This window comes from Paenibacillus sp. FSL W8-0919 (genome assembly GCF_038003785.1).
In the GTDB taxonomy this organism is placed as follows: domain Bacteria; phylum Bacillota; class Bacilli; order Paenibacillales; family Paenibacillaceae; genus Paenibacillus_AQ; species Paenibacillus_AQ lactis.
On sequence record NZ_JBBOPV010000001.1, the window covers coordinates 5448505 to 5469753 of the forward strand.

At 52.7% G+C, this 21249-nt stretch carries 18 protein-coding genes; all 18 read right to left on the minus strand.

The window, feature by feature from the left end:
• Positions 1 to 122 precede the first annotated feature (122 nt).
• Positions 123 to 938: a CPBP family intramembrane glutamic endopeptidase gene (locus NST44_RS24635; RefSeq protein ID WP_007129874.1), complete on the minus strand. Its 816-nt coding sequence runs from the start codon at positions 936 to 938 to the stop codon at positions 123 to 125.
• 270 nt (positions 939 to 1208) lie between these two features.
• On the minus strand, positions 1209 to 3725 hold the full coding sequence (locus NST44_RS24640; protein WP_007129873.1) for a WD40/YVTN/BNR-like repeat-containing protein: 2517 nt from the start codon (positions 3723 to 3725) through the stop codon (positions 1209 to 1211).
• Positions 3726 to 3963: 238 nt separating this feature from the next.
• Positions 3964 to 4989, minus strand: a complete 1026-nt coding sequence (locus tag NST44_RS24645) for a phosphotransferase enzyme family protein (protein ID WP_007129872.1) — start codon at positions 4987 to 4989, stop codon at positions 3964 to 3966.
• Between the two features lie 136 nt (positions 4990 to 5125).
• Positions 5126 to 5398 carry a CD3324 family protein gene (locus NST44_RS24650; protein WP_007129871.1) on the minus strand — a complete coding sequence of 91 codons (273 nt, stop codon included), beginning with the start codon at positions 5396 to 5398 and terminating at the stop codon, positions 5126 to 5128.
• 416 nt (positions 5399 to 5814) lie between these two features.
• A complete protein-coding gene (locus NST44_RS24655) occupies positions 5815 to 6561 on the minus strand; it encodes a DnaD domain-containing protein (RefSeq protein WP_007129870.1) in 747 nt (248 codons plus the stop codon).
• An 18-nt stretch (positions 6562 to 6579) separates the two neighbouring features.
• Complete coding sequence (asnS, locus tag NST44_RS24660) at positions 6580 to 7875, minus strand: asparagine--tRNA ligase (protein ID WP_007129869.1); 1296 nt, start codon at positions 7873 to 7875, stop codon at positions 6580 to 6582.
• A 29-nt stretch (positions 7876 to 7904) separates the two neighbouring features.
• Positions 7905 to 9113, minus strand: a complete 1209-nt coding sequence (locus NST44_RS24665) for an acetate/propionate family kinase (protein WP_007129868.1) — start codon at positions 9111 to 9113, stop codon at positions 7905 to 7907.
• Positions 9110 to 9982, minus strand: a complete 873-nt coding sequence (locus NST44_RS24670) for a 3-hydroxyacyl-CoA dehydrogenase family protein (RefSeq protein ID WP_007129867.1) — start codon at positions 9980 to 9982, stop codon at positions 9110 to 9112. The genes NST44_RS24665 and NST44_RS24670 overlap by 4 nt, the downstream gene beginning before the upstream one ends.
• A gap of 359 nt (positions 9983 to 10341) precedes the next feature.
• Positions 10342 to 11844, minus strand: a complete 1503-nt coding sequence (locus tag NST44_RS24675; RefSeq protein WP_007129866.1) for an AAA family ATPase — start codon at positions 11842 to 11844, stop codon at positions 10342 to 10344.
• Positions 11837 to 12370: a hypothetical protein gene (locus NST44_RS24680; protein WP_007129865.1), complete on the minus strand. Its 534-nt coding sequence runs from the start codon at positions 12368 to 12370 to the stop codon at positions 11837 to 11839. The genes NST44_RS24675 and NST44_RS24680 overlap by 8 nt, the downstream gene beginning before the upstream one ends.
• A 263-nt stretch (positions 12371 to 12633) precedes the next feature.
• Positions 12634 to 13152: a cell wall elongation regulator TseB-like domain-containing protein gene (locus NST44_RS24685; RefSeq protein WP_007129864.1), complete on the minus strand. Its 519-nt coding sequence runs from the start codon at positions 13150 to 13152 to the stop codon at positions 12634 to 12636.
• Between the two features lie 28 nt (positions 13153 to 13180).
• On the minus strand, positions 13181 to 14479 hold the full coding sequence (locus NST44_RS24690) for an amidohydrolase (protein ID WP_007129863.1): 1299 nt from the start codon (positions 14477 to 14479) through the stop codon (positions 13181 to 13183).
• Complete coding sequence (locus NST44_RS24695; protein WP_007129862.1) at positions 14457 to 15119, minus strand: redox-sensing transcriptional repressor Rex; 663 nt, start codon at positions 15117 to 15119, stop codon at positions 14457 to 14459. The genes NST44_RS24690 and NST44_RS24695 overlap by 23 nt, the downstream gene beginning before the upstream one ends.
• Before the next feature lie 68 nt (positions 15120 to 15187).
• Positions 15188 to 18055, minus strand: a complete 2868-nt coding sequence (gene dinG, locus NST44_RS24700; RefSeq protein WP_210094617.1) for an ATP-dependent DNA helicase DinG — start codon at positions 18053 to 18055, stop codon at positions 15188 to 15190.
• Positions 18056 to 18283: 228 nt separating this feature from the next.
• Positions 18284 to 18913: a hypothetical protein gene (locus NST44_RS24705; RefSeq protein WP_007129860.1), complete on the minus strand. Its 630-nt coding sequence runs from the start codon at positions 18911 to 18913 to the stop codon at positions 18284 to 18286.
• Positions 18914 to 19023: 110 nt separating this feature from the next.
• Complete coding sequence (gene panD, locus NST44_RS24710; protein ID WP_007129859.1) at positions 19024 to 19407, minus strand: aspartate 1-decarboxylase; 384 nt, start codon at positions 19405 to 19407, stop codon at positions 19024 to 19026.
• Positions 19400 to 20290 carry a pantoate--beta-alanine ligase gene (panC, locus tag NST44_RS24715; protein ID WP_007129858.1) on the minus strand — a complete coding sequence of 297 codons (891 nt, stop codon included), beginning with the start codon at positions 20288 to 20290 and terminating at the stop codon, positions 19400 to 19402. The genes panD and panC overlap by 8 nt, the downstream gene beginning before the upstream one ends.
• Positions 20287 to 21165, minus strand: coding sequence for a 3-methyl-2-oxobutanoate hydroxymethyltransferase (panB, locus tag NST44_RS24720; RefSeq protein ID WP_007129857.1), 879 nt, complete (start codon positions 21163 to 21165; stop codon positions 20287 to 20289). The genes panC and panB overlap by 4 nt, the downstream gene beginning before the upstream one ends.
• Between the last annotated feature and the right edge of the window lie 84 nt (positions 21166 to 21249).

Sequence of the window (21249 nt, forward strand, 5' to 3'; positions counted from 1 at the left end):
ATTGCCGGATGATTCCGCAAGCATTTTGTCCGTGACAATGACAATGGCATGAAATGGAGAATCGTTCGATTTGAGATCTCCGGCCGCAGCTGTTAACCGTCTATTCCTTGCACCGGCTGCCGTCAGAGGATCATCCCGCTGAGAACAAACCACATATTCATGACGAAATGCATGGTGATGACCGGAGCCAGACCCTGTGAGCGGATGGCTACGCCGCTCATCATCATGCCAAAGAAGGAAAATAACAAGCAGACGATCCACGGGAAGCCCAAGTGCAGATGGTAGAAACCGAAGGCAGCTCCGGCAATCACCAGTCCTTGGATTTCGCCGAAGTCTTCCGTTAGGCGGCTTAGAATATAACCGCGCCACAGCAGCTCCTCCAGAACGGCATTGATGGATGCGAATAGGAGCGCATATCCGATCAGAGCGATGAGTCCAGGCTGCCCCCAATCGATGAGGAAGGCAAACACGGCTCCCGTTACGGCCGTAAATATGAGGATAAATCGCCAGATCGGTTCCTTGTATAACCCTCGCATGATCCATGGGAAATAGATCGGATTGCTCCATTTCCCTACGGCCATATAACGGGGCTTGCTTTTTTGGAAGCAGCTGAAGATGGCCACGGGCAGAATGAACGCGATTAAACTTAGCCTTGACAACCCCACTGCCAGTCCCATGTCATCGGCGAGCCATTCTTTTATGTAGTCTCCCAGCGCGCTGTACATCCGGTATCCAAACGTAATGCAAGCAGCTGTTATCGCGGCTCTGCCTAACTCCTCCGAGGCGTTACGGAGAGCATTACCCGCCAGAATGAGGCCCAGTCCCCATAGCCATGCCATTCCAGGTGCAGCCATCTGTGCACCTATGATGGTAATAACCGTAATAACCATCAATAACAAACAGGCGGTCCATTCGCCTGATATTTTCTTATGCAGCAAACTGTTCTCCCCATCCGAAATACTGTCGTCTTTTCATGATACGCTTGAAACGGCTCATATTCAATACACTAAGTTAGCATACGCCTTCTCCAATCAGGCAGGAGCTTACGTATTCATAGATTGGATGAAGCAGGTTTAGAGAAAAACGAAACCTTAATTCGAATCGATGCCAAAAATAAAGGCCGAGAAGGATCCCTTCCCGGCCCGCTGCGCGTAGACGTTTCGTCTCACGCTCAACTGTTTTTGTTAATGTTGCTGAAGACCTTATTGCTAGTTGTTCTTATTGCCGTTGTTGTTTTTGCCGTTGTTCTTATTCCCTTGATTGTTTTTACTGTTCTTATTGTTCTTATTGTTCTTATTGTCCGTGTTATTTTTATCATCCTGCTTTTCTGTTTTATCTTTATCCTTGTCTTTGTCTTTATCCTGTTTGCCAGGCTTCGCGTTTCCCTTGGAATCGGACTGGATATCTCCGACCACGATGCCCAAACCGTTGGTCCCGATGTACACCCTTCCGTATACCCGCGGATCGCCGGTTATGGCGCGATTGGCCGATCCGAATTGATGCTCATCGTCATTGATTCGAATCCAGCTGGCTCCCCCGTTGTCCGAACGGTAAACCCCGTACTTGTTGTTTATTTTGGCGTAGCTGTATAGCGCCATCACGTTTTGTCCAGGTGCAGCCTTGCCGAAGCCAATGGTAGCCGCTTCCTGGATACCCTCCAGCTTGACGAAGCTATTGCCGGAATCCGTGGAGTGCCATAAACCATAAGCGCTTTGCGTGTTGCTGTTGTCTTTGGCCGCCGCAATCCATATTTCCCCTTCCGCTCCCGGAACCGCTTTGAATTTGCTGGTCAAGGTCTGCGGCAGCCCCGTCGCCTGAGAGGCTGTAAAGGTTGCGCCGCCATCGTTGCTGATATAGAACTTGCCGTTGGCTATGCCATAGAACTTGCTCGGATTTACCCGGTCGGAAGAAATGATCGCTCCTTCCGGTATCCCTTGCGAAGCATGCCAGGTAACTCCCCGGTCCTTGGTGTAGCTTACAGGGCGTACGCTTTCGGATGAACTGCTCTTCGGACTCCAAACGATCCGGCTTCCGTCCGCGCCGACGGCCACCCATCCGCCTTCGGTTTTGTCGCCCTCGGCCGATGGCCAGGCATTGGCGGCCGGTGTCCAGGTCTTCCCGTTATCCATAGAAACGCCCATTCTTGGGGCCGTTCCTTCCGCATTCCCTACCCGAACGATGATGTTGGGGTTCATTTCCGCATAGTCGATATCGGTGCTCGTACCGAGATATGGATTGGTAATCATCTGCGGCGCTTTCGTCAAATCCTCATGCCGGAAGCCCCCGATATCCCCCATCGCACTCAGCAGCGGGGCTCCCGATGGAGGACTGATCAAGCCGAGAATCGCCGTTTCTTCGATCCCGTTCGCCTGCACGGAAATGTTGACGTTCTGCCCCCGATCAAGTGCGGTCATGTTATCGGTCCCGTATAGCGTCGCCCCCGTACCATACAGGATGCGGTCCGAATTGAACGGATCGATCTCCAGATCGCCGATCATCCAGCCCAGCTTAGGCGAAATTTCGGGCAGCGCTTTCTTCTCTCCCCAGTCCAGCCATGGAGATATCGCGTAATCGATCGTAAATCGGTTTTCTCTTACCGGATCCTTCGAATAGTCAAGCGTCCATAGCGATGTCCATGTTTTGCCACCGTCCGTGCTGCGGTAGATGAACTCGTCCGGCCACCACTTGTTCATCGTCGCCACCATCAGCGTATCCGGATGTCTGGCATCCACCGAGATGCCTCCATACGGATGCTCGGTGCTGCCTGTCGGGCTGACATCCGTCCACTGGCCCGTCTTCGTATTGTACTTCCATACGGCTCCCGTTCCGCCGTCATATGGACCGATAAACTCATTATACGTAATATACAAATTCCCATTTGAGCTTAATACGCCGTGATGCGGAAAGAAATTTTGCCGCGGCTGCCCGGGAAGCAGCTCCCATGACTGGCCGCCATCAGTGCTCCGGTAAATACTGTTGACCGTATCGGCAACTCCGACGTAAATGGTCTGCGTTGCTTTTCCCCGGCTGCCCGTTGTCGGGTCGAATGTAATCCATACCGGTCCGACGATATCGCCATAATAATCCTTTGCGCTGCCGTCATTCGGGAAGCTGGCCACCTTGCCCCAGGTTTTCCCGTAATCTGTGCTTCTCCACAGCCCGTTTCCGCTGCGCGCCCCCAAATACAGGACCCGATTGTCGTTCGGATCAATCGCGAGCCGCTCGCCCATTGACCGGCCCGGCATATTGCCGCCAAGCTTGAATGGAAGCGCTGTACGCTCGAAGCTGTCGCCGCGGTCCTTCGATCGAAGCAGCACACCGTTCATATCCGTCCAGTCGTTCGTGTATGTACCGGCCGCGATATACAATCGGTCCGGATCCACAGGGTCCGTTGCCAAGCTTTCCACACCGAGCATATTCCATTCGTCGAAGCCTACGAAATTCATTAGCTGAATCCAGGAGCCGGTCTCCGGATTCCAGCGATAAGCACCGCCAATATCGGTACGGGCATAGATGAGATCCTTCTCGCTCGGATTGAATACAATGCCCGGAATGAAGCCGCCGCCGACCACTTTTGCGCGGTCCCAGCTGTAAGCTTGTTCCTGGATGCCTTTCCTTCCTGGTGCTTCCTTGGCCTGATCTCCCGGCGAGCTTGCGAAAGCAGCCCCACCGATCGAGAATGTCAGCGAAGCGGCTAAGGTGATATTACATAGCTTTTTGAACATGAAATCCCTCCTGTACCGTTGTAGACGACCATAAACTGCGAGCCTTTCGATAACTTTTCGTTGAATCGGTTCGATGCTCCCCCCTCTTATTGCGCCATTCATGACTGGTTGAAATCCAAATGCGCAGTATAAATTGAAAGCGCTTGCCAAAAAGAACGACAGTGTATTACGCCACCTATTCTATATGGAATAGAGCCGCAATAACACCTGCCATTTTGGATATATTTTCATGTAAAAATTAGTGATCCTGCCTTCTCACCGGTTCTAGCTTGCGGAACAGAAAGGACTCACCCTTTAGAAACGCCTGAATATAGGCCAAGGCGTACGGCTGTTCAGCCCGCATGCCTTCCCACTCCAGCGGATTGGGAGCGTGGTGACTATAGTTCTCCATCATCGTCATGATAAAAAAGCACTCCAATTTCCTCACTTCATCCTGGCGCACTTCGCGGGCTTCATCATATGCCCGGAGCAAATCCCGTCGCTGTTCGGGCCCCAGTGCGAGCAGGATTGCTGCCGTATCGTACAGAAAATATCCAGAGCCGCATCTTCCGAAGTCGATCGGACGAGGGTCATCCTCGTCGAATACGATATTTCCAATGTGCAGATCGGCATGGATCAGTCCATAGCTATGCCTGTCCTTCTTCATCCCTGCCAGCTCTGTTTGGATCTTTGCTGCAGCTTGTCCATACAAACGCCAATCCGGCTTCGTTAAAAAGCTGCTGTAGTATCGCGAGAGTCTGGTCATTGCCATGTCAAAGCTTTGTCTTCCCCAGTGCGGCCGGATAAAACCGGATGGAGGAACGAACTGCTCTCCAGCCTGATGAAGGCTGCGAAGCAATTTACCGATGTTATGCACCTGCCGATCCGTGAGCCTCCCTTCAGCAGGTTGCCCATCAACCCATTTCATCAGCGTTATATATGAAGAGGCATTGCCATCGTCCGTACGAAGCTCTATCACGGTTTCTCCGTTTCGGTCAGGAACGCCTGAGGGTGCGTGTATGCCCTCGACTCCTTGTAATGCTTCGAGAAAGAGCAGCTCCGACTGGATCTCCGCTTGGCTTCGCTCATCCAAGTGGATCCGCAATAGATGCTTGTCCTCCCCTGCCGTACGAATACGGTAGGTTGCATGCTCGGAAAATCCGATAAACTCCACATCGGCGCCTTCCAATTCATAATGCTTGCACGCGGACCCTGCCAGCTTCTGAGCCTGGTTCAGTAAAGCTGCCTGTGTTTCTTCCGCCCCCACTTTTATATCATGCTCCATATCTACACCTCTTCGTCCCGGTTCTTCATCATCGATTCTAACCGGCCAACCATGCCCAGGGATATGCAGCAAATGAGTTGAACCAATGTAAACACAAAAAAGCCACATTAGAACGTGGATCTAATGTGACTTGCGCTTACTTGTTGTTTTTGGTATAAACGATTTTCTTGATCGAATCGCACGACAAGCAATATTGTGAGGACAGATCGTCGATGGAAGCACCCTCCGTGAATTTCCGGCGGATTTCCTCGTTCCTATTTTTCAAATAGGCCCTGCTTCCGGAGTTCTCTCCCCATTTCTTCCGCAGCCCCTCGGGCTTCGGGATGTACACCATCTTGCCTTGCACATATTTCTGCACTTCCTTCAACAGCTCCTCAGGAAGTATAATATCCGCGTTTATATATTTCATGGCATCCTTGCTCCTTAAAATGTAAATTCGAAATTTTAAGGATGCAAAGTCCACGTGATAAACGGCCTCTTTTCACCAAGAGGAAATCAGGCGGTAACCATCTTCTCGCTCCATGCAAACAACCGCCGTTGTTCATCAAATAGACTTTGCATAGAGCACACTGTCAACTTCTTCATATTTGGCCCCTCCCTTCAAGATAATGGAATTCCGACAGGTTACGTTCATTATAGCGAAATCCGTGCCCGAAGTACACATGAGTGATTGAGACGGCTTGCTCGGGATCAACACATGTGCCATGCATGGTTCATGAAACGAATGTGGCGGCTCTTTCAAGAAATTGTACTTCCACCCCCAATAATGCATCGATTACCCGCACAAAACAAAAACAGCACGCCCGCTAAGGACGTGCTGCTTGTCTATCTTCCGATATTTCTGAATTTCTGCGTATAGGCTTTAGCATCCTGGGCCGTGCGCACGCGATTGCGGCTCCATTCCAGCAGAATCCGGTCGATGTAGCGGAAATGCAGCTTTCCGGCAAACACCGCTTCCTTCAAGGCCAGCAGGATCAGCTCATCCGGATAACGGTCCGCATCCACCCACCCGGAGATCGTCTCGAGTTCCATCGGAGACAGCGGGCGGCCGAACTCCTTCTCGAAAATGGTGAACAGATTGCGCTCTTCCTTCTCCGGAACCGTCCGGGCTCCTGCGGGATCCATCGGCGCGGACCCTCCCCGGCCCGAGAGCGGGGACTGGGGTTTGATACGGTCCGGCTGAGGGGTCATATCCTCTTCGGCCATGCAATCCGCCAGCTTCTTGTACAACCCGTTCAGGTTGTACCGCTCATAATGGATTCCTTGCGCTCCGTCGACGTACTCATCGATACCGAGCAGCCCATCCTTCATGAGCCGCTGCAGGCTGGGCGCGATCGACGCGGCCGGAATGCCGGTTACATCCGACAGCTCCTCCAGGGACGGAAATGCCTTGAATTCGACCTGCTGAAATCCGATCAAATGGATCAGCAGCATCGCCTCCCGGTCCGTCAGGCCCAGCTTCCGGTAGTGGCGAAGGAGCGAATACGGAATAATCGCCATGCCCTGGCTCATTCCCGCTGCCGCGCCATCGGCCCACGATCCCCGGTTGCCTCCGGCGTTGCCGTGATCCATAGACTCACCTCTCACGGCTTATGGATACAACCGATACAATGTTCTTGGGAACGGAATCGTTTCACGCACATGATCCAGACCGCAGATCCAGGCTACCGTCCGCTCCAGTCCAAGCCCGAAGCCGGAATGTGGAACCGTTCCGTATTTACGCAGATCCATATACCACTGATAGGTGTCCATCGACAGGTCATGCTCCTTGAAACGCTCTTCCAGCAGCTGCGGATCGTCGATCCGCTGCGAACCGCCGATGATCTCGCCATAGCCTTCCGGGGCGATCATGTCCGCGCACAGCACGACTTCCGGACGGTTCGGATCCGGCTTCATGTAGAAGGCCTTGATGCCGGCCGGATAATGCGTAATAAAGACCGGCTTATCGTATTTTTCGGCAATGGCCGTCTCATGCGGCGCGCCGAAATCCTCACCCCAAGGAATATCGAAGCCTTGCGTGTGCAGGAATTCGATGGCCTCGTCATACGTAATCCGCGGGAACGGAGCCTGGATCGCTTCCAGCTTGGAAATATCGCGGCCGATCGCCTCCAGCTCCTGGCGGCAGTTTTTAACGACCGATTGCACGACATGAGCGATGAACTGCTCCTGTACCTTCAGACTCTCCTCGTGATCCGTGAAGGCCATTTCCGGCTCGATCATCCAGAACTCGATCAGGTGACGGCGGGTTTTGGATTTCTCTGCCCGGAATGTCGGACCGAAGGAATAGACCTTGCCGAGCGCCATGGCGGCCGCTTCCATGTACAGCTGTCCGCTTTGCGTCAGGTAGGCATCCTCGTCGAAATACTTCGTATGGAACAGGTTCGTCGTTCCTTCCGCGGATGTCGGCGTCAAAATCGGCGGATCCACCAGCGTAAATCCGTTCGTATCAAAGTACTCCTGAATCGCACGGATAATTTCCGCCCGGATGACCATAATCGCGCGCTGCTTCTGCGTACGAAGCCACAGATGGCGATGATCCATCAGGAAATCGACGCCGTGTTCTTTAGGCGTAATCGGATAATTCTCTGTCAGATGGATGATTTCGATGCCCGTTACCGTCATCTCATAACCGGATTGGCTGCGGGGCTCCTCGCGGATCACGCCCGTTACATAGAGCGAGCTCTCCTGCGTCAGGCTTTTTGCATCATTCCATACCTGCTCGGACACTTCATTCTTAACGACTACGCCTTGAATATATCCGGTACCGTCCCGAAGCTGCAGGAATTGAATCTTGCCGCTGGAACGCTTGTTGTTAATCCAGGCGCCGATGGTTACCGTCTCACCGACATGCTGGCTGACGTGACGAATCACACTTTTGGTGGCCATGCTAAAATCTCTCCCTTTATCACTGCGAATTAACGGTATAAAGCTTGTACGATACGATGCGTATCCCGAGCGATAACCAATTCCTCATTGGTAGGAATGACAAGCACCTCGACCTTTGAATTCGCCGTGGAAATGCGGCGAGGCTCGCCGGAACGAATGCTGTTCAGCTCCTCATCCAATTCTACGCCGAGATAGGTAAGCTGCTCAAGCACCTTTTTGCGGAGGACGATCGAGTTTTCCCCTACGCCTGCCGTAAATACGATGACATCCACGCCGTTCATTGCGGCAGCGTAGGACCCGATATATTTACGGAGCCGGTACTCATACATATTGAATGCCAAGGTCGTATTCGGCTCGCCTTTTTCCATGCCTTCCGTAATTTCACGCATATCGCTGCTGATTCCGGAAATCGCGAGCAAACCGCTGTGCTTGTTCAGCATCGAGTTCACTTCATTGACGGTAAGCTCTTCCTTATTCATGACAAAAGGAACGATGGCAGGATCCAGGTCGCCGCTGCGCGTCCCCATCATCAAGCCTTCAAGCGGCGTCATCCCCATCGATGTATCGACCGACTTCCCGCCGTCAACGGCAGTCAGCGAAGCCCCGTTGCCAATGTGGCAGGTAATGATCTTGAGCTCTTCGATCGGACGGTTCAGAAACTCGGCTGCCGCTTGGCTGACATAAGCATGGGACGTACCGTGCGCACCGTAACGACGTACTTTATATTTATTATAAAGAACTCTCGGGATAGCGTACAGGTATGATTTTTCCGGCATCGTCTGATGGAAGGCGGTATCGAACACAACGACCTGCGGAACGCCCGGCATATTCGTTTCCGCTGCCCGGATCCCCATCATGGAAGCGGGATTATGAAGCGGAGCCAGGTCGAAGAGGCGGCGGATTTCCGCCTTGACTTCGCTGTCCACCAGGGCCGATTCCTTGAAGGACTCACCGCCGTGTACGACCCGATGGCCGACGGCCTGAATGCTGTCGATGGATTCGATGACGCCATGCTCTTCATTCGTCAGCATGCCGAGCACTCTGCGGATCGCGGTCGTATGCTCCAATATTTCACTGACCTCGGTCACTTCCTGTTTCCCGGTCGGCTTATGGGTCAGAATCGAGGAATCCATCCCGATCCGCTCCACCAGGCCTTTGGCCAGCACGGATTCATCCGTCATGTTATACAGCTGATATTTAAGCGAGGAACTGCCCGCGTTAATTACGAGAATATTCATATCCGGTCACCATCCTTGTCGTACTTGAAAAAGCCCTCGCCGGTCTTCACGCCAAGCTGTCCGGCACGCACCATCTTCTTAAGCACGATGGACGGACGGTATTTCAGCTCGCCGTATTCGCGGAACATGCGTTCGAGCGCGGCAAGAATGGAGTCAAGACCGAAACGGTCCGCCATCTCGAGCGGCCCGTGCTGGAAGTTGTAGCCGATTCGCATCGCGTCGTCGATATCCTCCGCGGACGCAACGCCTTCCTGTAGCAGATGCAGCGCTTCGTTGATCATCAGCGTAATCATGCGCGTCGTTACGAAGCCCGGAGATTCATAGACCATGATGCCCTTCTTGTCAGCCACTTCCTCGACAAAACGCTTCGTTTCGGTAAACGTCTGTTCGGACGTTTTCAAGCCGCGAATAATTTCAACGAGATCCACCTTGGATACGGGATGTATAAAGTGCATGCCAATAACACGCTCCGGATATTTCGTGGAGCTGGCAAGCTCCGTCAAGCTGAGCGTGGATGTATTGCTCGCCAAGATGACATTGCTCGGACATACTTGGTCAAGCTGTTCAAATACTTCTTTTTTTGCATCCAAATCTTCTATAATCGTCTCGATGACCATATCGCAGGTGCCAAGCTCCTTGATATGCGTCACTTTCTGAATCCGGCTAAGTATAAGTTTCTTCTCCGCCTGCGTGATGCCCCATTTCTCCAGCTGTTTATCCAGACTGGTTTCGATCATGCGGTATGAATAGTCCAATCTCTCTGGAGATTTCTCAACGAGCAGCACGTCGAGCCCTTTGGCGGCGAGCATTTCCGCAATGCCCTGCCCCATCGTACCGCCGCCGACAACGCCGATTTTTTTGAAGTACATGGTTTCTACTCCACCCTTTCCTTATCTCTATACAGTATTGTACCCCTATTTGTCGAAAAATGCATTTTTAGAGGTTGTCCAAAAAATCGTCTTTTGATCACGAAGTGATTCAAGAAGAAACTCGGCATCGAATCTTGAATTCAGCCGGGCTTAAGTAGCAGCTTCCGAAGCATGTTTTCTGCGAAAACATTTCAGGTGCTCACGTACCCAGTACGTACGCTCCGCTCCTCAATCCCTAGCTTCTTCCAACCTTCTTGGTGCTGAAAACCCGATTTTTTTGAACATGCATTTTTAGAGCACAAAATATAATAATATCTTAGCATGAGAAAAAAGTAAAAAAAAATAACCAGCATAACAAATTATGCTGGTAAAAGCGCGTTTTCACGAAATTGACAACGAAATTGCTCTCCGGACAAAATTTCCTCTTTCATCAGGATGTCAAGCGAATTGTCGAATATCGCCCGATTCCGTTCCAACAGGCCTTTCGTCCGGGACATGAGCTCTTCTAGGATCATATTATTCTCGCGCATCAATTCCTCGGTCGTAACCATATTCATGTTGATGATGCCAAGCGAGGTTAAACCGGATTTCATCATCGTCTCCACAATGTTAAGCGATTGCTCAAAGTCATTGCTGGAGCCGGTGCTCCGCCCGCCGTAATAGATTTCTTCCGCGGCAGCTCCGCCAAGCGCGATCATAATCTGCTCTTCCAGGAACGATTTCGTATAGAGATACTGCTCCTGCTGCGGATTGTGACGCACATAGCCAAGAGCTTTGCCGCGGGGGCTGAGCGCCACCTGCTTCACGCTGCCGGGGCGTACGAGCTCCGCCATAATGGCATGACCCAGCTCATGGATCGCCACCCGCTTCTTCTCTTCGATATTGGATTCGCGGTCTGACCGCTCACCCATCATGACCTTATCGATGGCCATGGACAGATGGCGCTGGTGAATGAATTGCTCATTCTCGCGCATCGTGTAAATCGCCGCTTCGTTCATGACGCTTTCCAGCTGGGCGCCCGAGAAGCCGTACGCTTCCTCGGCGATTTTCTCAAGGTCCACATCCTCATGCAGCGGTTTGTTGGCCGCATGCAGTCTTAGAATATGGGCTCGTCCCTTCTTATCCGGCAGATCCACCTGAATATGGCGGTCAAATCTTCCCGGACGAAGCAGGGCGCTATCCAGCATCTCCTTGCGGTTCGTGGCGGCGATGACGAGAATACGCGGCGCCTCGGTCGAATAGATCCCATCCATTTCGGTCAGCAGCTGGTTCAGCGTCTGATCATATTCGCGCTGCTGCCCGCCTTCACGCTTCCCGCCGATGACGTCGATCTCATCGATAAAGATAATTGCGCTCTGTTTATTCTCCTTCTCGGCCCGGGTGCGGGCATCCTTAAACAAATCCCGGATGCGTCCGGCTCCGACGCCGACGTACATTTCAACGAATTCGCTGCCCGATGCAGCCACGAATACGGAATTGGTGTAATGGGCGGCTGCTCTGGCCATGAGCGTCTTCCCCGTCCCCGGAGGACCGGTGAGAAGAATGCCCTTGAGCGGACGGATTCCGAATTTCTTGATATCTTCATGACGGATCAGAAAATCAAGCGCCTCCCGAAGCTCCTGCTTGGCATTGTCCTGCCCGCCGATCTCCTCAAAGGTCAGCTTCGAGGGGCCCGCTTTCTTGCGTTTGCGTTCATTTCCTGCTCCGACGGCGATCCCGCCTCTCATCTTCGCGATGAACAGCAATCCGCCTACGAGAGCAACCGCGATGATAACCGGCACGATATTCACCCCGATAAAAGCCAGGAATACCAGCAATACCGGGACAAAGCCGATCGCTACTTCTTTCGTCCATTTAGGCATGGCTCCACACCTCCATTGTTCCGGGCTGACGCGGCAGGATGATGAATTTACCAGACTTTCCATCCGACAGGCTGATGTAGACATTGTTGTCGTCGATCGTCGCTTTTGCGCTCAGATTCGGCGTACCGGCGGCCAGCCGATCCAGGGATTTCTGGATGTTGGTGTATTGCTTGTTATCCATTGCCTCCGCAACAGACAGCATCGCCTTTTCCCACCACTCATCCAACGCCTCCGAGGAGTGGTCCTCGACTTGAATTTTAAGCTCCCGGCTGCCGATCACGGATTTGCCTTCACGCTTGATGTGCTGAACCAAGCCCTGCAAATTCGTGTCCGGAGCCAAATCGAGTTTCAAAGATACGGCATCCTGTTTAATATCTATATGAGAACTTTTCACGCCTTCATATTGAGAAACAACATCGGCCAGCGGACTCTGGACAGCGAAACGCTGATATAGAAACCATCCGCCGAAGAGCACCAATGCCGAAATGACAACCGTCAGCATGATAGGGACAATGCGTAGTTTCATGAAGTGCCTCCTTCAGTAGTAGTAATTTGTAGATTAGAATAAATCACATTTATATACAGTATCATATGCTATGACTAATAGATCGTTTTCTGTCTAATGAGTACAACAATGAGTATATCACATAATCTATACTTTTTCATGCCTTCCTGTGAAAATATTAAGAACAGTTTTTCCATATTTTTCAGACAGCGCTTACAAACCCAAAACAAAGAGGCTTCCTTGTACAATCGCGTACAAGAAAGCCTCTTTCCTGTATAACTGATTTATTGATTTGGAAGAATAATGTCCTCTCCGATCGCCTGTCCGTCCTGGAAGCGATAGAAGCGATAACCTAATTGGCCCTGATTCTCATATTGGAGCTGCCATGTATACTCGCCTTCATACATCACGGGGAGCAGCCGCTTGATCACAGCACCCGGCATCTCATTGCGAATCTGCTCGCGCATCTGCTCCTCGGACAATCCGCTGCTGAGCAGCACGGCCTGAACCGCATCCTTGCCTTCAACAGGAAGGTTATCATCCGTAAACTTCACCCAGACCATGATCTGATGCTTGTCCTGATTCGTTCCCGTGATGACCCAATAATTGTTGTTCTCGCCCCATACCGATTTGTAGGTCTTATCCTTCGTCACCAGGCCGCCATGCTGGCGAGCGGCTTGCACCGCCAGGCTCTCCTCATTCCACGTGTCCTTCATGACATAGGAATAGTACAGCTGCACGCATAGCAGCGCCAGCAGCAGCCCGGATATACTAAGCAAAATCCACTTTGTTCTCTTTTTCAAACCGTCTGATCCTCCCCCTTAATCTGCCCTAAAGGGTCGAAAGACGCTCGAATGAACGCTGGGCTTCACGGCGGATCCGTTCCTCATCCAGCGTGAGGCAGGAGCCGTGCTTAACCACCTGCTTGCCGTCAACCCATACATGCTCCACATCCTTGGCGGAGGCCGAGTAAATTGAATGCGAAATGTAGTCCGTGCGCGGCAGGAAATGCGCTTGATCGGTATCCAGTGCGATCATGTCCGCCTTCATCCCGACGGCCAATCTGCCTACGTTATCAAGAAATGCCGACCGTGCTCCATACTCGCTTCCCATTCGAAGCGCTTCGGCTGCCGGAATAGCCGTCGGATCGCCGCTGACGCCCTTGTGGATAAGGGCGGCCAGGCGCATTTCTTCGAACATGTCCAGGTTGTTATTGCTCGCTGGTCCATCGGTTCCTAGGGACACTGTCACACCTGCTTTCAACAGCTCGGGAACACGCGCAACACCGCTGGCCAGCTTCAGGTTGCTGCCGGGGTTATGGGATACCGCGACATCATGCTTAGCCAATATTTCAATCTCTTCGTCCGTCAAATGCACCGCATGCGCAACCAGCGTCGGACGCGAGAACACGCCGAGCTTCTCCAGATGGGCCACCGGACGCTGTCCGTAGTCATTCACATTCTGCTGCACTTCGGCTGCCGTTTCGGACATATGGGTATGAATCGGCAGATTCAAATCATGCGCCGCTTGAACGAATTTCTCAATGAAGTCTGGCGGGCAGGTGTAAGGCGCATGCGGCGAAATCATCGTCGTAATCCGGCCCTCCGCCTGACCGTGCCAGTCCTTTGCAAAGGCAATCGCCTCATCCAGCTTCTGCTTCTGTACTTCCGGAGGACACAGCCCGATGACGCCTCTTGTCAGCACTCCCCGCATTCCGGAGTCTTGGACAACCTTGGCGACCTGATCCATATGGTCATACATGTCAACGAAGGTTGTCGTACCGCCCTTCAGCATCTCGAGCACCGAGAGCGAAGTGCCCCAAAATACATCGTCGGCCGTAAACTTCGCTTCCATCGGCCACATTTTCTCCTGCAGCCAAACTTGCAGGGCCAGATCATCGCCAAAGCCGCGAAGCAGCGACATGGCTGCATGTCCATGCGTGTTGACCAGCCCTGGAAGGAATAACAGATGCGTTCCGTCCATCACCTGGGTTTCTGCATCGACCTGAGGCTCCTCTTCCCCCAAATACGTGATGCGGTCGTCCTCCACAACCATATACCCGCGGAGAACCGGCTGTCCTTCCTGAAGCACGGCAAATGTTCCGTTCTTAACCATCCACTTCGTTGTCATGCTGCGCATCCTCCTTCCCATTGTCCAAATAGTAAGCCAGACTTTGCAGATCCGTCGTAAAATCCGCGGTGTGAATGCGGATATGAGGCGGCGCCTTCAGAATCGTCGGGGCAAAATTCAAAATCGCCTCGATTCCGGCGTTGATCAGCTGATTGGCTACGTTTTGCGCTTCAAAATCCGGTACCGTAATGATCCCGATTCGAATGCCGTATTCCTGGACCGTCTTGTCCAGCTCTTCCATCGGCTGCACCGTCAAGTTATTGATCTTCAGCCCGATTTTCGGAGGATACGAATCGAAAATCGCCACAATCTTCATATTATCTTTCAGAAACGCGTTGTAATTGGATAGCGCATGTCCGAGATTGCCCGCACCCACCAGCGCAACGTTGATCTTCTGGTCCAGCTTCAAGATTTGGCGGATTTTCTCAATGAGATAGGAGACATCATACCCGATGCCCTTCCGGCCGAAATCCCCGAAATAGGCCAAATCCTTGCGGATTTGGGCCGGGTTCAGGTCGAGCTTCTGCCCAAGCTCCTGTGAGGAGACGGTGGACACCTCCCGCTTATGAAGCTCATTCAAATAGCGCAAATAGACTGGCAATCTGCGGACTACGGCCTCTGAAATTTTATCCGATTTCATGCATGCTCCCCCTATTAATAGGATGATAGTTCATCGCTTCCAATATAAAGCCTTGCTCCCCTTTAGGTTCACTCTTTTTCATTCTCCCTTTCCTCGAGCCACTGCGCAATACGGGGGACGATCCCCTCGGTCGGCATATGCTCCATTTTCGGTCCGGGCAGGGAATACAAGAAGTATTTTCCATAATACGATTCGATTACCCGGGTATCGTAGACGATCACGATTCCCTTATCGTGGGCGGTCCGAACAAGCCGCCCGAAGCCCTGCTTGAAGCGGATGACCGCTTGCGGCACCGACAGCTTCATGAACGGGTTCTTCTTCTGCTGCTGCAGCAGCTCGCTCTTCGCCTCGACCAGCGGATGGTTGGGCGGCTGGAACGGCAGCCGGACAATCGCCAGGCAGGTCAGCGCTTCTCCGGGAATGTCAACACCCTCCCAGAAGGAGCTGGTCCCGAGCAGAACCGACGCGCTGCTATCCTGGAACCGGCGTATCAGCTTCGTACGGCTCGTACCATCCATTCCCTGACCAAGCACCGTAATATCGCTGGCAGCCAGCGCTTCCTTCAGCGGCTCGTGCACCTGACGAAGCATCCGGTACGACGTAAACAGGACGAGCATACGACCTTGGGTCGCTATTGCCGCTTCAGAGAGCGACTTCACAAGCGTATCCACAAATACCGCATCCCCCACGGAGCCCTTCACGCTTGGAAAATCCCGCGGAATGACAAGAAGCGCCTGCTCCCTGTAATTGAACGGGGACGGCAGCTGAACCGTGTTCAGATTCCCTGCGTCCGCCGCCTCCTGGAGCCCTAGATTATCGATCATGAATTGAAACGATTTATCGACCGACAGCGTCGCCGATGTCAGAATCACGCTCCGCTTCTTGTCAAAAAACAATTCCTTCAAATGCTTGCTCACATCAACGGGCACGGCGTAGAGCTGCAGCGACTTGCTGCGGAAATTGCCGTTGGCCTCCATCCAGTATACGGTTCCTTCGTCATTCAGAGCCATGAAGGACCGCAAATCCTCGCGATGCGCAGCCAGATCCTTAAACAAGCCCGACAGGTCAGTCAGCAGGCTGTCCGCACTGTAATCGTCAAGCTCTTCCTTCATCTCGGCGATCAGCTTGTCTCCCTTGCGAACGACGTCTCCCAGCGTCACGTGAATCTGCTGTTCCAGCTCGGCGAGCGCTCCCCAATCCTTCGGCTTCTTCGCAGGCGAGAGCCGCAGCGTATATTGCCCTGCATCTCCAGGAGAAGCATCGCCGCGTTCCGGAAGCAGCCCGAACAGCTGGTCGCTGAGTCGGTCCCAAGTTTCTTTCACCGTGATCAGATCAGGATAGATCCGGTCGATGACCGCCGACCATTCCCCGGATTTCTCATGGGGAGAAGCCTGGAGCAGCTGCCGCAGCGCAGGGAGCTGCCCGCTTCGGCTGTCCTTGTATAGACGCGTCAATGTATGAACCACCGTAAAATATTTCATCTGCAGCCCGAGATGCTTGCCGGCCACATCCTCCAAATGATGGGCTTCGTCGATGACGAGCCGCTCGTAGCTCGGAAGCATTTGGTGGTTCGCTTTTACATCGGTAAACAGCTTGGAATGATTCGTGATCACAACATCCGCAATGCCGGCCTCATGCTTCGCCCGATGGTAGTAGCACTTGCGGAACCACGGGCAGCCTCGTCCAAGGCATGAATCGGAATCGCTGGCGATCGTTTCCCAGAAATCGCCTCCGCGGCCGCCGAGATTCAGCTCCTCATCATCGCCGCTTTCGGTCTGTGTGAGCCATACCAGCATTTGGGCCGCCGTAATGACGTCCTCCTTCGGCGAATGAAAATCTCTCCTATTTATTTTATGTTCAAATTTTCTCAAACACAAATAATGACCTCTTCCCTTAAAGATGGCTGCTTTAAAAGGGAACGGCACTACCTGGGTAAGCAGAGGAATGTCGCGGTCTCGAAGTTGTTCCTGCAGGTTGATCGTATGCGTGCTGACCATCACCTTCTGCTCCTGCTTGACGCTTTGGTAAATGGACGGGAGCAAATATCCGAGCGATTTTCCAGTACCGGTGCCGGCTTCGATCAACAGATGCTTGTCCTCATCAAGCGCCTGCATCACTTCCTGGAACATGATGTCCTGCGCATCCCGGCTCTCATATTGTGGAAGCACTTCCTTCAAACGTCTCCGAACCTCATCCATATACTCATCAAAGCTCATGTTCGCCAGCGGATTGGGCTCCGCTTCATCGCGGACCGGAGCGATGTCCGTCCAATCCTCAACGCCTAATGCGAATTGGCGGTAGTAGGTATGAATGCTACCATCCTGGACGGCCTGCATCTCGCGCTCCACACGGATGCCGTCAAAGAACCAGGCCAAATCGCTGTCCTCTTCCGCAAACAGATCGCTCAGCCGCTGGATGGTCAGCAGAGGAAGCTCATCGATCTCCTCCAGGCATTTCAGCAGCACATTCGCTGTGGCAAGCGCATCGCTGTCCGCTTGGTGCGGACGGTCATGCTCGAGGCCGAAATGCGAGGAAACCATGCCGAGCTGATAAGATGGCAGCGAGGGGAAGCATATTTTCAAAAAGTGCATCGTATCTAAAATCCGGCCGCTGAACGGTAAATAACCGCAGCGATCCAGCGCGTTTTGCAAAAAGTTAAAATCGAAAGCCACATTGTGCCCGACCAGAACCACATCGTCCAGCATGGGCACGAGCTCCATCATCATTTCCTCCAAAGACGGCGCATCGGCTACATCGCTGTCGGAAATTCCGGTCAGACCGGTAATAAACGGAGGAATCGGAATCCCGGGATTGACGTACGTGCCGTACACGCGGGAGATGCCCCGATCCTCTTCGATGATGGCCAGCCCGACCTGGATAATTTCATCGGCAGACTGGTTGCCCGTGGTTTCAAAATCCAATACGGCAAATTTCATTTCGTTAAAATCCCTTTCTTCCAGACTAATTAACAGCATACCAGAAGTTGCGGCTTTTGAACATTCCGGCATACAGAATACCGGCTCCTCATGACCCGGACTCCTGCATGGAATTCACATTTCTGGCATGTCCCTAGAGGCATTCAGTACTTCTATAACAACGGCAAAAAGCGATGCTGAACAGCTCATTCCCTGAGCCTTAGCATCGCTTCTTGTTCAGACTGCTGCTTACAGCAGCGAGATCAGCTGACTGCCGTACTGCAGATCACCCCGGTTTTTCTTGCAAACCTCTAGATTGATTATCGGGTCGGGTAATGTCGGGTCGCTGTGAATCGCAAGGGTAAAACATTCCTCTGCCTTCGCCTGGCATCCGTTTAAGGCTTGAATGCAGCCGAGCGCGTTATACACCATGGCCCGCAGCTTCCGGTCTTCAGCCATCGGCAGGATGGACATGAGCACGTCGGATGCCTGGGAAGTCTCCCCCAAGTGAAGTTGGGATAATGCAATGTACAGCTTGATCAAGAGACTATCCGGATACACGGCTGCAGCGAGCTTGAACTGCGCGATCGCCGGCTCAAACATCAGCAGCTTATAATACCCTTGTCCCCGGATGAAGGCATCATGCTGCAGCTCAGGCGCCTCGGTCGGCGGAAAAACCGGAGGAGATACGGCATTTTCGCGGAAGACGGCCATCCGTTCCTCGAAACGGAGCCATTCCTCAATAATGCCGTCGCTCATGCTCTTCAGCATATTCCAGTTTTGTACAAGCGCCTGCTTTTTAGGGCCATTTGCGGTAGGGTAATGCTTCACAATTTCATCTAACATGTTGTTCATTTCGGCGAATACATGTTGAAACATAGCGTGCATCCCACCCTTAGCGAAAAAATGAGATCAGTGCGTCGACCTGAACTCATTTTTTGTAGAAGTGGTCCTTTTCATCCCTTTGCGTTCCCGACACATTTTGGTCATTACAGCACAGCTGCGTGTACTTCCCGGTATGAAGTCGTTACAGGCTTATTGTTCTCGTCAACGATTACGACCGTCGGCGTATGGTTCTCATATTCCTCTTTGGACATCATGGCATAAGAAATAATGATGACGTTGTCCCCCGGCTGCACGAGCCGTGCCGCAGCTCCGTTAAGACAAATCACGCCGCTGCCGCGCTCTCCTTTAATGACATAGGTCTCCAGACGGGCGCCATTGTTATTATTCACGATTTGAACCTTTTCATTCTCCAGCAAATCTGCCGCTTCCATAAGATTCTCATCGATGGTAATGCTGCCCACATAGTTCAAATTCGCTTCCGTTACGGTCGCACGGTGGATTTTGGATTTCATCATCGTTCTAAACATGGGAATCCCCCACTTTCGGTTGAATTAACGCATTATCGATCAGGCGCGTACGGCCGAACCGCACAGCGAGCGCCATAATGACTCCACGATCTGTCCCTAAAGCCTGCTCAGAATCCGCAATAGGAGAAAGCTCCGGGAACGTGAGCACTTCGGCGTAATCGATGTCGGCCAGCGGCGACTGCGTAATATGCTCCCGAAGCATCGTACGAATCTCGCCTGCCGTCACCTCGGGGTTTTGCTCAATTATCGCCTGCGCCGCCTTCAGGGAGCCGGACAAGACGAGCGCCTGCCTCCGCTCTTCCGGGCTGAGATAAACGTTGCGGGAGCTTAGGGCGAGACCGTCTTGTTCGCGAATAATCGGGCAAGGAACGATGCTCACGTCCATGTTCAAATCCCGAACCATCTGCTCAATGACGGCTACCTGCTGGGCATCCTTCATCCCGAAGAAGGCATAGGCCGGCTTTATGATATGAAACAGCTTGGATACAACGGTAGTCACCCCGTCAAAATGCCCCGGACGCGAAGCGCCGCAGAGCAGCGAGGTAATCTCCGCAACAGTTATCTTCGTTTTCGTTGGCTGCGGATACATTTCCTCAACGGACGGGATGAATACGGCATCCACCCCTTCTGCTTCCGCCAAGGCAAGGTCCCGCGCTTCATCTCTCGGATAGGTCTCATAATCCTCGCCCGGTCCGAACTGGATCGGGTTGACAAATATGCTGACAACGACCGTTCCGCACATTTCCCGGGCCTTGCGCATCAGACTGGCGTGTCCTTCATGCAGATAGCCCATGGTCGGTACAAGTCCGACGGCTCCGCTTCCTTCGTGTTGTCTTGCTTGGATAAATGCTCTTGCTTCCGCTATGGTGCGAATGACGTTCATGAAGTGCCCACCTTTTCCTTATTGCCGCCGTAGAGCGCCGGTTCGGAGGCTTGCTTATTCTCGGATTTGAATACATGCTCCTCGGCCGGGAACGAGCGGTCCTTGACTTCTCTTACATATTGAGCGATTCCGTCACGGATGACGGATCCGATGTCCGCGTAAGTTTTGACAAACCGTTTGTCACGGTAGGGGGAAGCGTATTTCAATATATCATGGTACACAAGCACCTGACCGTCACAATATCGGCCGGCGCCGATCCCGATAGTCGGAATGCTCAATGCTTTCGTAATTTCGGCTGCGGCCTCTTCTGTGACAAGCTCCAGCACGACCGCAAATGCGCCGGCTGCTTCGAGCGCCTTGGCATCGTTCATCAGCCGCTTGGCATCCTCGGCGTCCTTGCCTTGAATCCGGTAGCCGCCGATCTGGTTGACCGACTGCGGAGTCAGGCCGATGTGACCGAGCACGGGCACGCCCGACTGAACGATCCGTTTGACGGTATCGGCGATTTCAGCGCCGCCTTCGAGCTTGACGGCATGTGCATGTCCCTCCTGCATGAGTCTGCGCACGCCTTTCAGGCTTTCGTCGATTCCCCCGTGATACGTCATAAACGGCATATCGGCAACGATGAACGTATTCTCCGCACCGCGGGCTACAGAACGCGTATGGTACACCATGTCATCCAGCGTAACCGGAATCGTTGAATTGTAGCCCAGAACGACGTTGCCGAGGGAATCCCCGACCAGAATCATATCGATATCCGCCTCTTCCGCCAGCTTTGCGGACGGGTAGTCGTATGCGGTCAGCATGCTGATCGGCTTGCCGTCCCGCTTCATATTCCTCATCTTAACAATGTTCAATGGTTGCTTGCCTGTCATTGTGACACAGCCTCCCTGTCGTAAAAGTATAAGCACAACAAAAAAACCTTTTAGCACAGCTTGCTAAAAAGGTCCGAAAGGCAA

Excerpts from the sequence above, each read along its gene's own strand:
- NST44_RS24640 (WP_007129873.1), bottom strand. The coding sequence starts at position 3,725 with ATGTTCAAAAAGCTATGTAATATCACCTTAGCCGCTTCGCTGACATTC.
- NST44_RS24645 (WP_007129872.1), bottom strand. The coding sequence starts at position 4,989 with ATGGAGCATGATATAAAAGTGGGGGCGGAAGAAACACAGGCAGCTTTA.
- NST44_RS24650 (WP_007129871.1), bottom strand. The coding sequence starts at position 5,398 with ATGAAATATATAAACGCGGATATTATACTTCCTGAGGAGCTGTTGAAG.
- NST44_RS24655 (WP_007129870.1), bottom strand. The coding sequence starts at position 6,561 with ATGGATCACGGCAACGCCGGAGGCAACCGGGGATCGTGGGCCGATGGC.
- asnS (WP_007129869.1), bottom strand. The coding sequence starts at position 7,875 with ATGGCCACCAAAAGTGTGATTCGTCACGTCAGCCAGCATGTCGGTGAG.
- NST44_RS24665 (WP_007129868.1), bottom strand. The coding sequence starts at position 9,113 with ATGAATATTCTCGTAATTAACGCGGGCAGTTCCTCGCTTAAATATCAG.
- NST44_RS24670 (WP_007129867.1), bottom strand. The coding sequence starts at position 9,982 with ATGTACTTCAAAAAAATCGGCGTTGTCGGCGGCGGTACGATGGGGCAG.
- NST44_RS24675 (WP_007129866.1), bottom strand. The coding sequence starts at position 11,844 with ATGCCTAAATGGACGAAAGAAGTAGCGATCGGCTTTGTCCCGGTATTG.
- NST44_RS24680 (WP_007129865.1), bottom strand. The coding sequence starts at position 12,370 with ATGAAACTACGCATTGTCCCTATCATGCTGACGGTTGTCATTTCGGCA.
- NST44_RS24690 (WP_007129863.1), bottom strand. The coding sequence starts at position 14,479 with ATGACAACGAAGTGGATGGTTAAGAACGGAACATTTGCCGTGCTTCAG.
- NST44_RS24695 (WP_007129862.1), bottom strand. The coding sequence starts at position 15,119 with ATGAAATCGGATAAAATTTCAGAGGCCGTAGTCCGCAGATTGCCAGTC.
- dinG (WP_210094617.1), bottom strand. The coding sequence starts at position 18,055 with ATGAAATTTGCCGTATTGGATTTTGAAACCACGGGCAACCAGTCTGCC.
- NST44_RS24705 (WP_007129860.1), bottom strand. The coding sequence starts at position 18,913 with ATGTTTCAACATGTATTCGCCGAAATGAACAACATGTTAGATGAAATT.
- panD (WP_007129859.1), bottom strand. The coding sequence starts at position 19,407 with ATGTTTAGAACGATGATGAAATCCAAAATCCACCGTGCGACCGTAACG.
- panC (WP_007129858.1), bottom strand. The coding sequence starts at position 20,290 with ATGAACGTCATTCGCACCATAGCGGAAGCAAGAGCATTTATCCAAGCA.
- panB (WP_007129857.1), bottom strand. The coding sequence starts at position 21,165 with ATGACAGGCAAGCAACCATTGAACATTGTTAAGATGAGGAATATGAAG.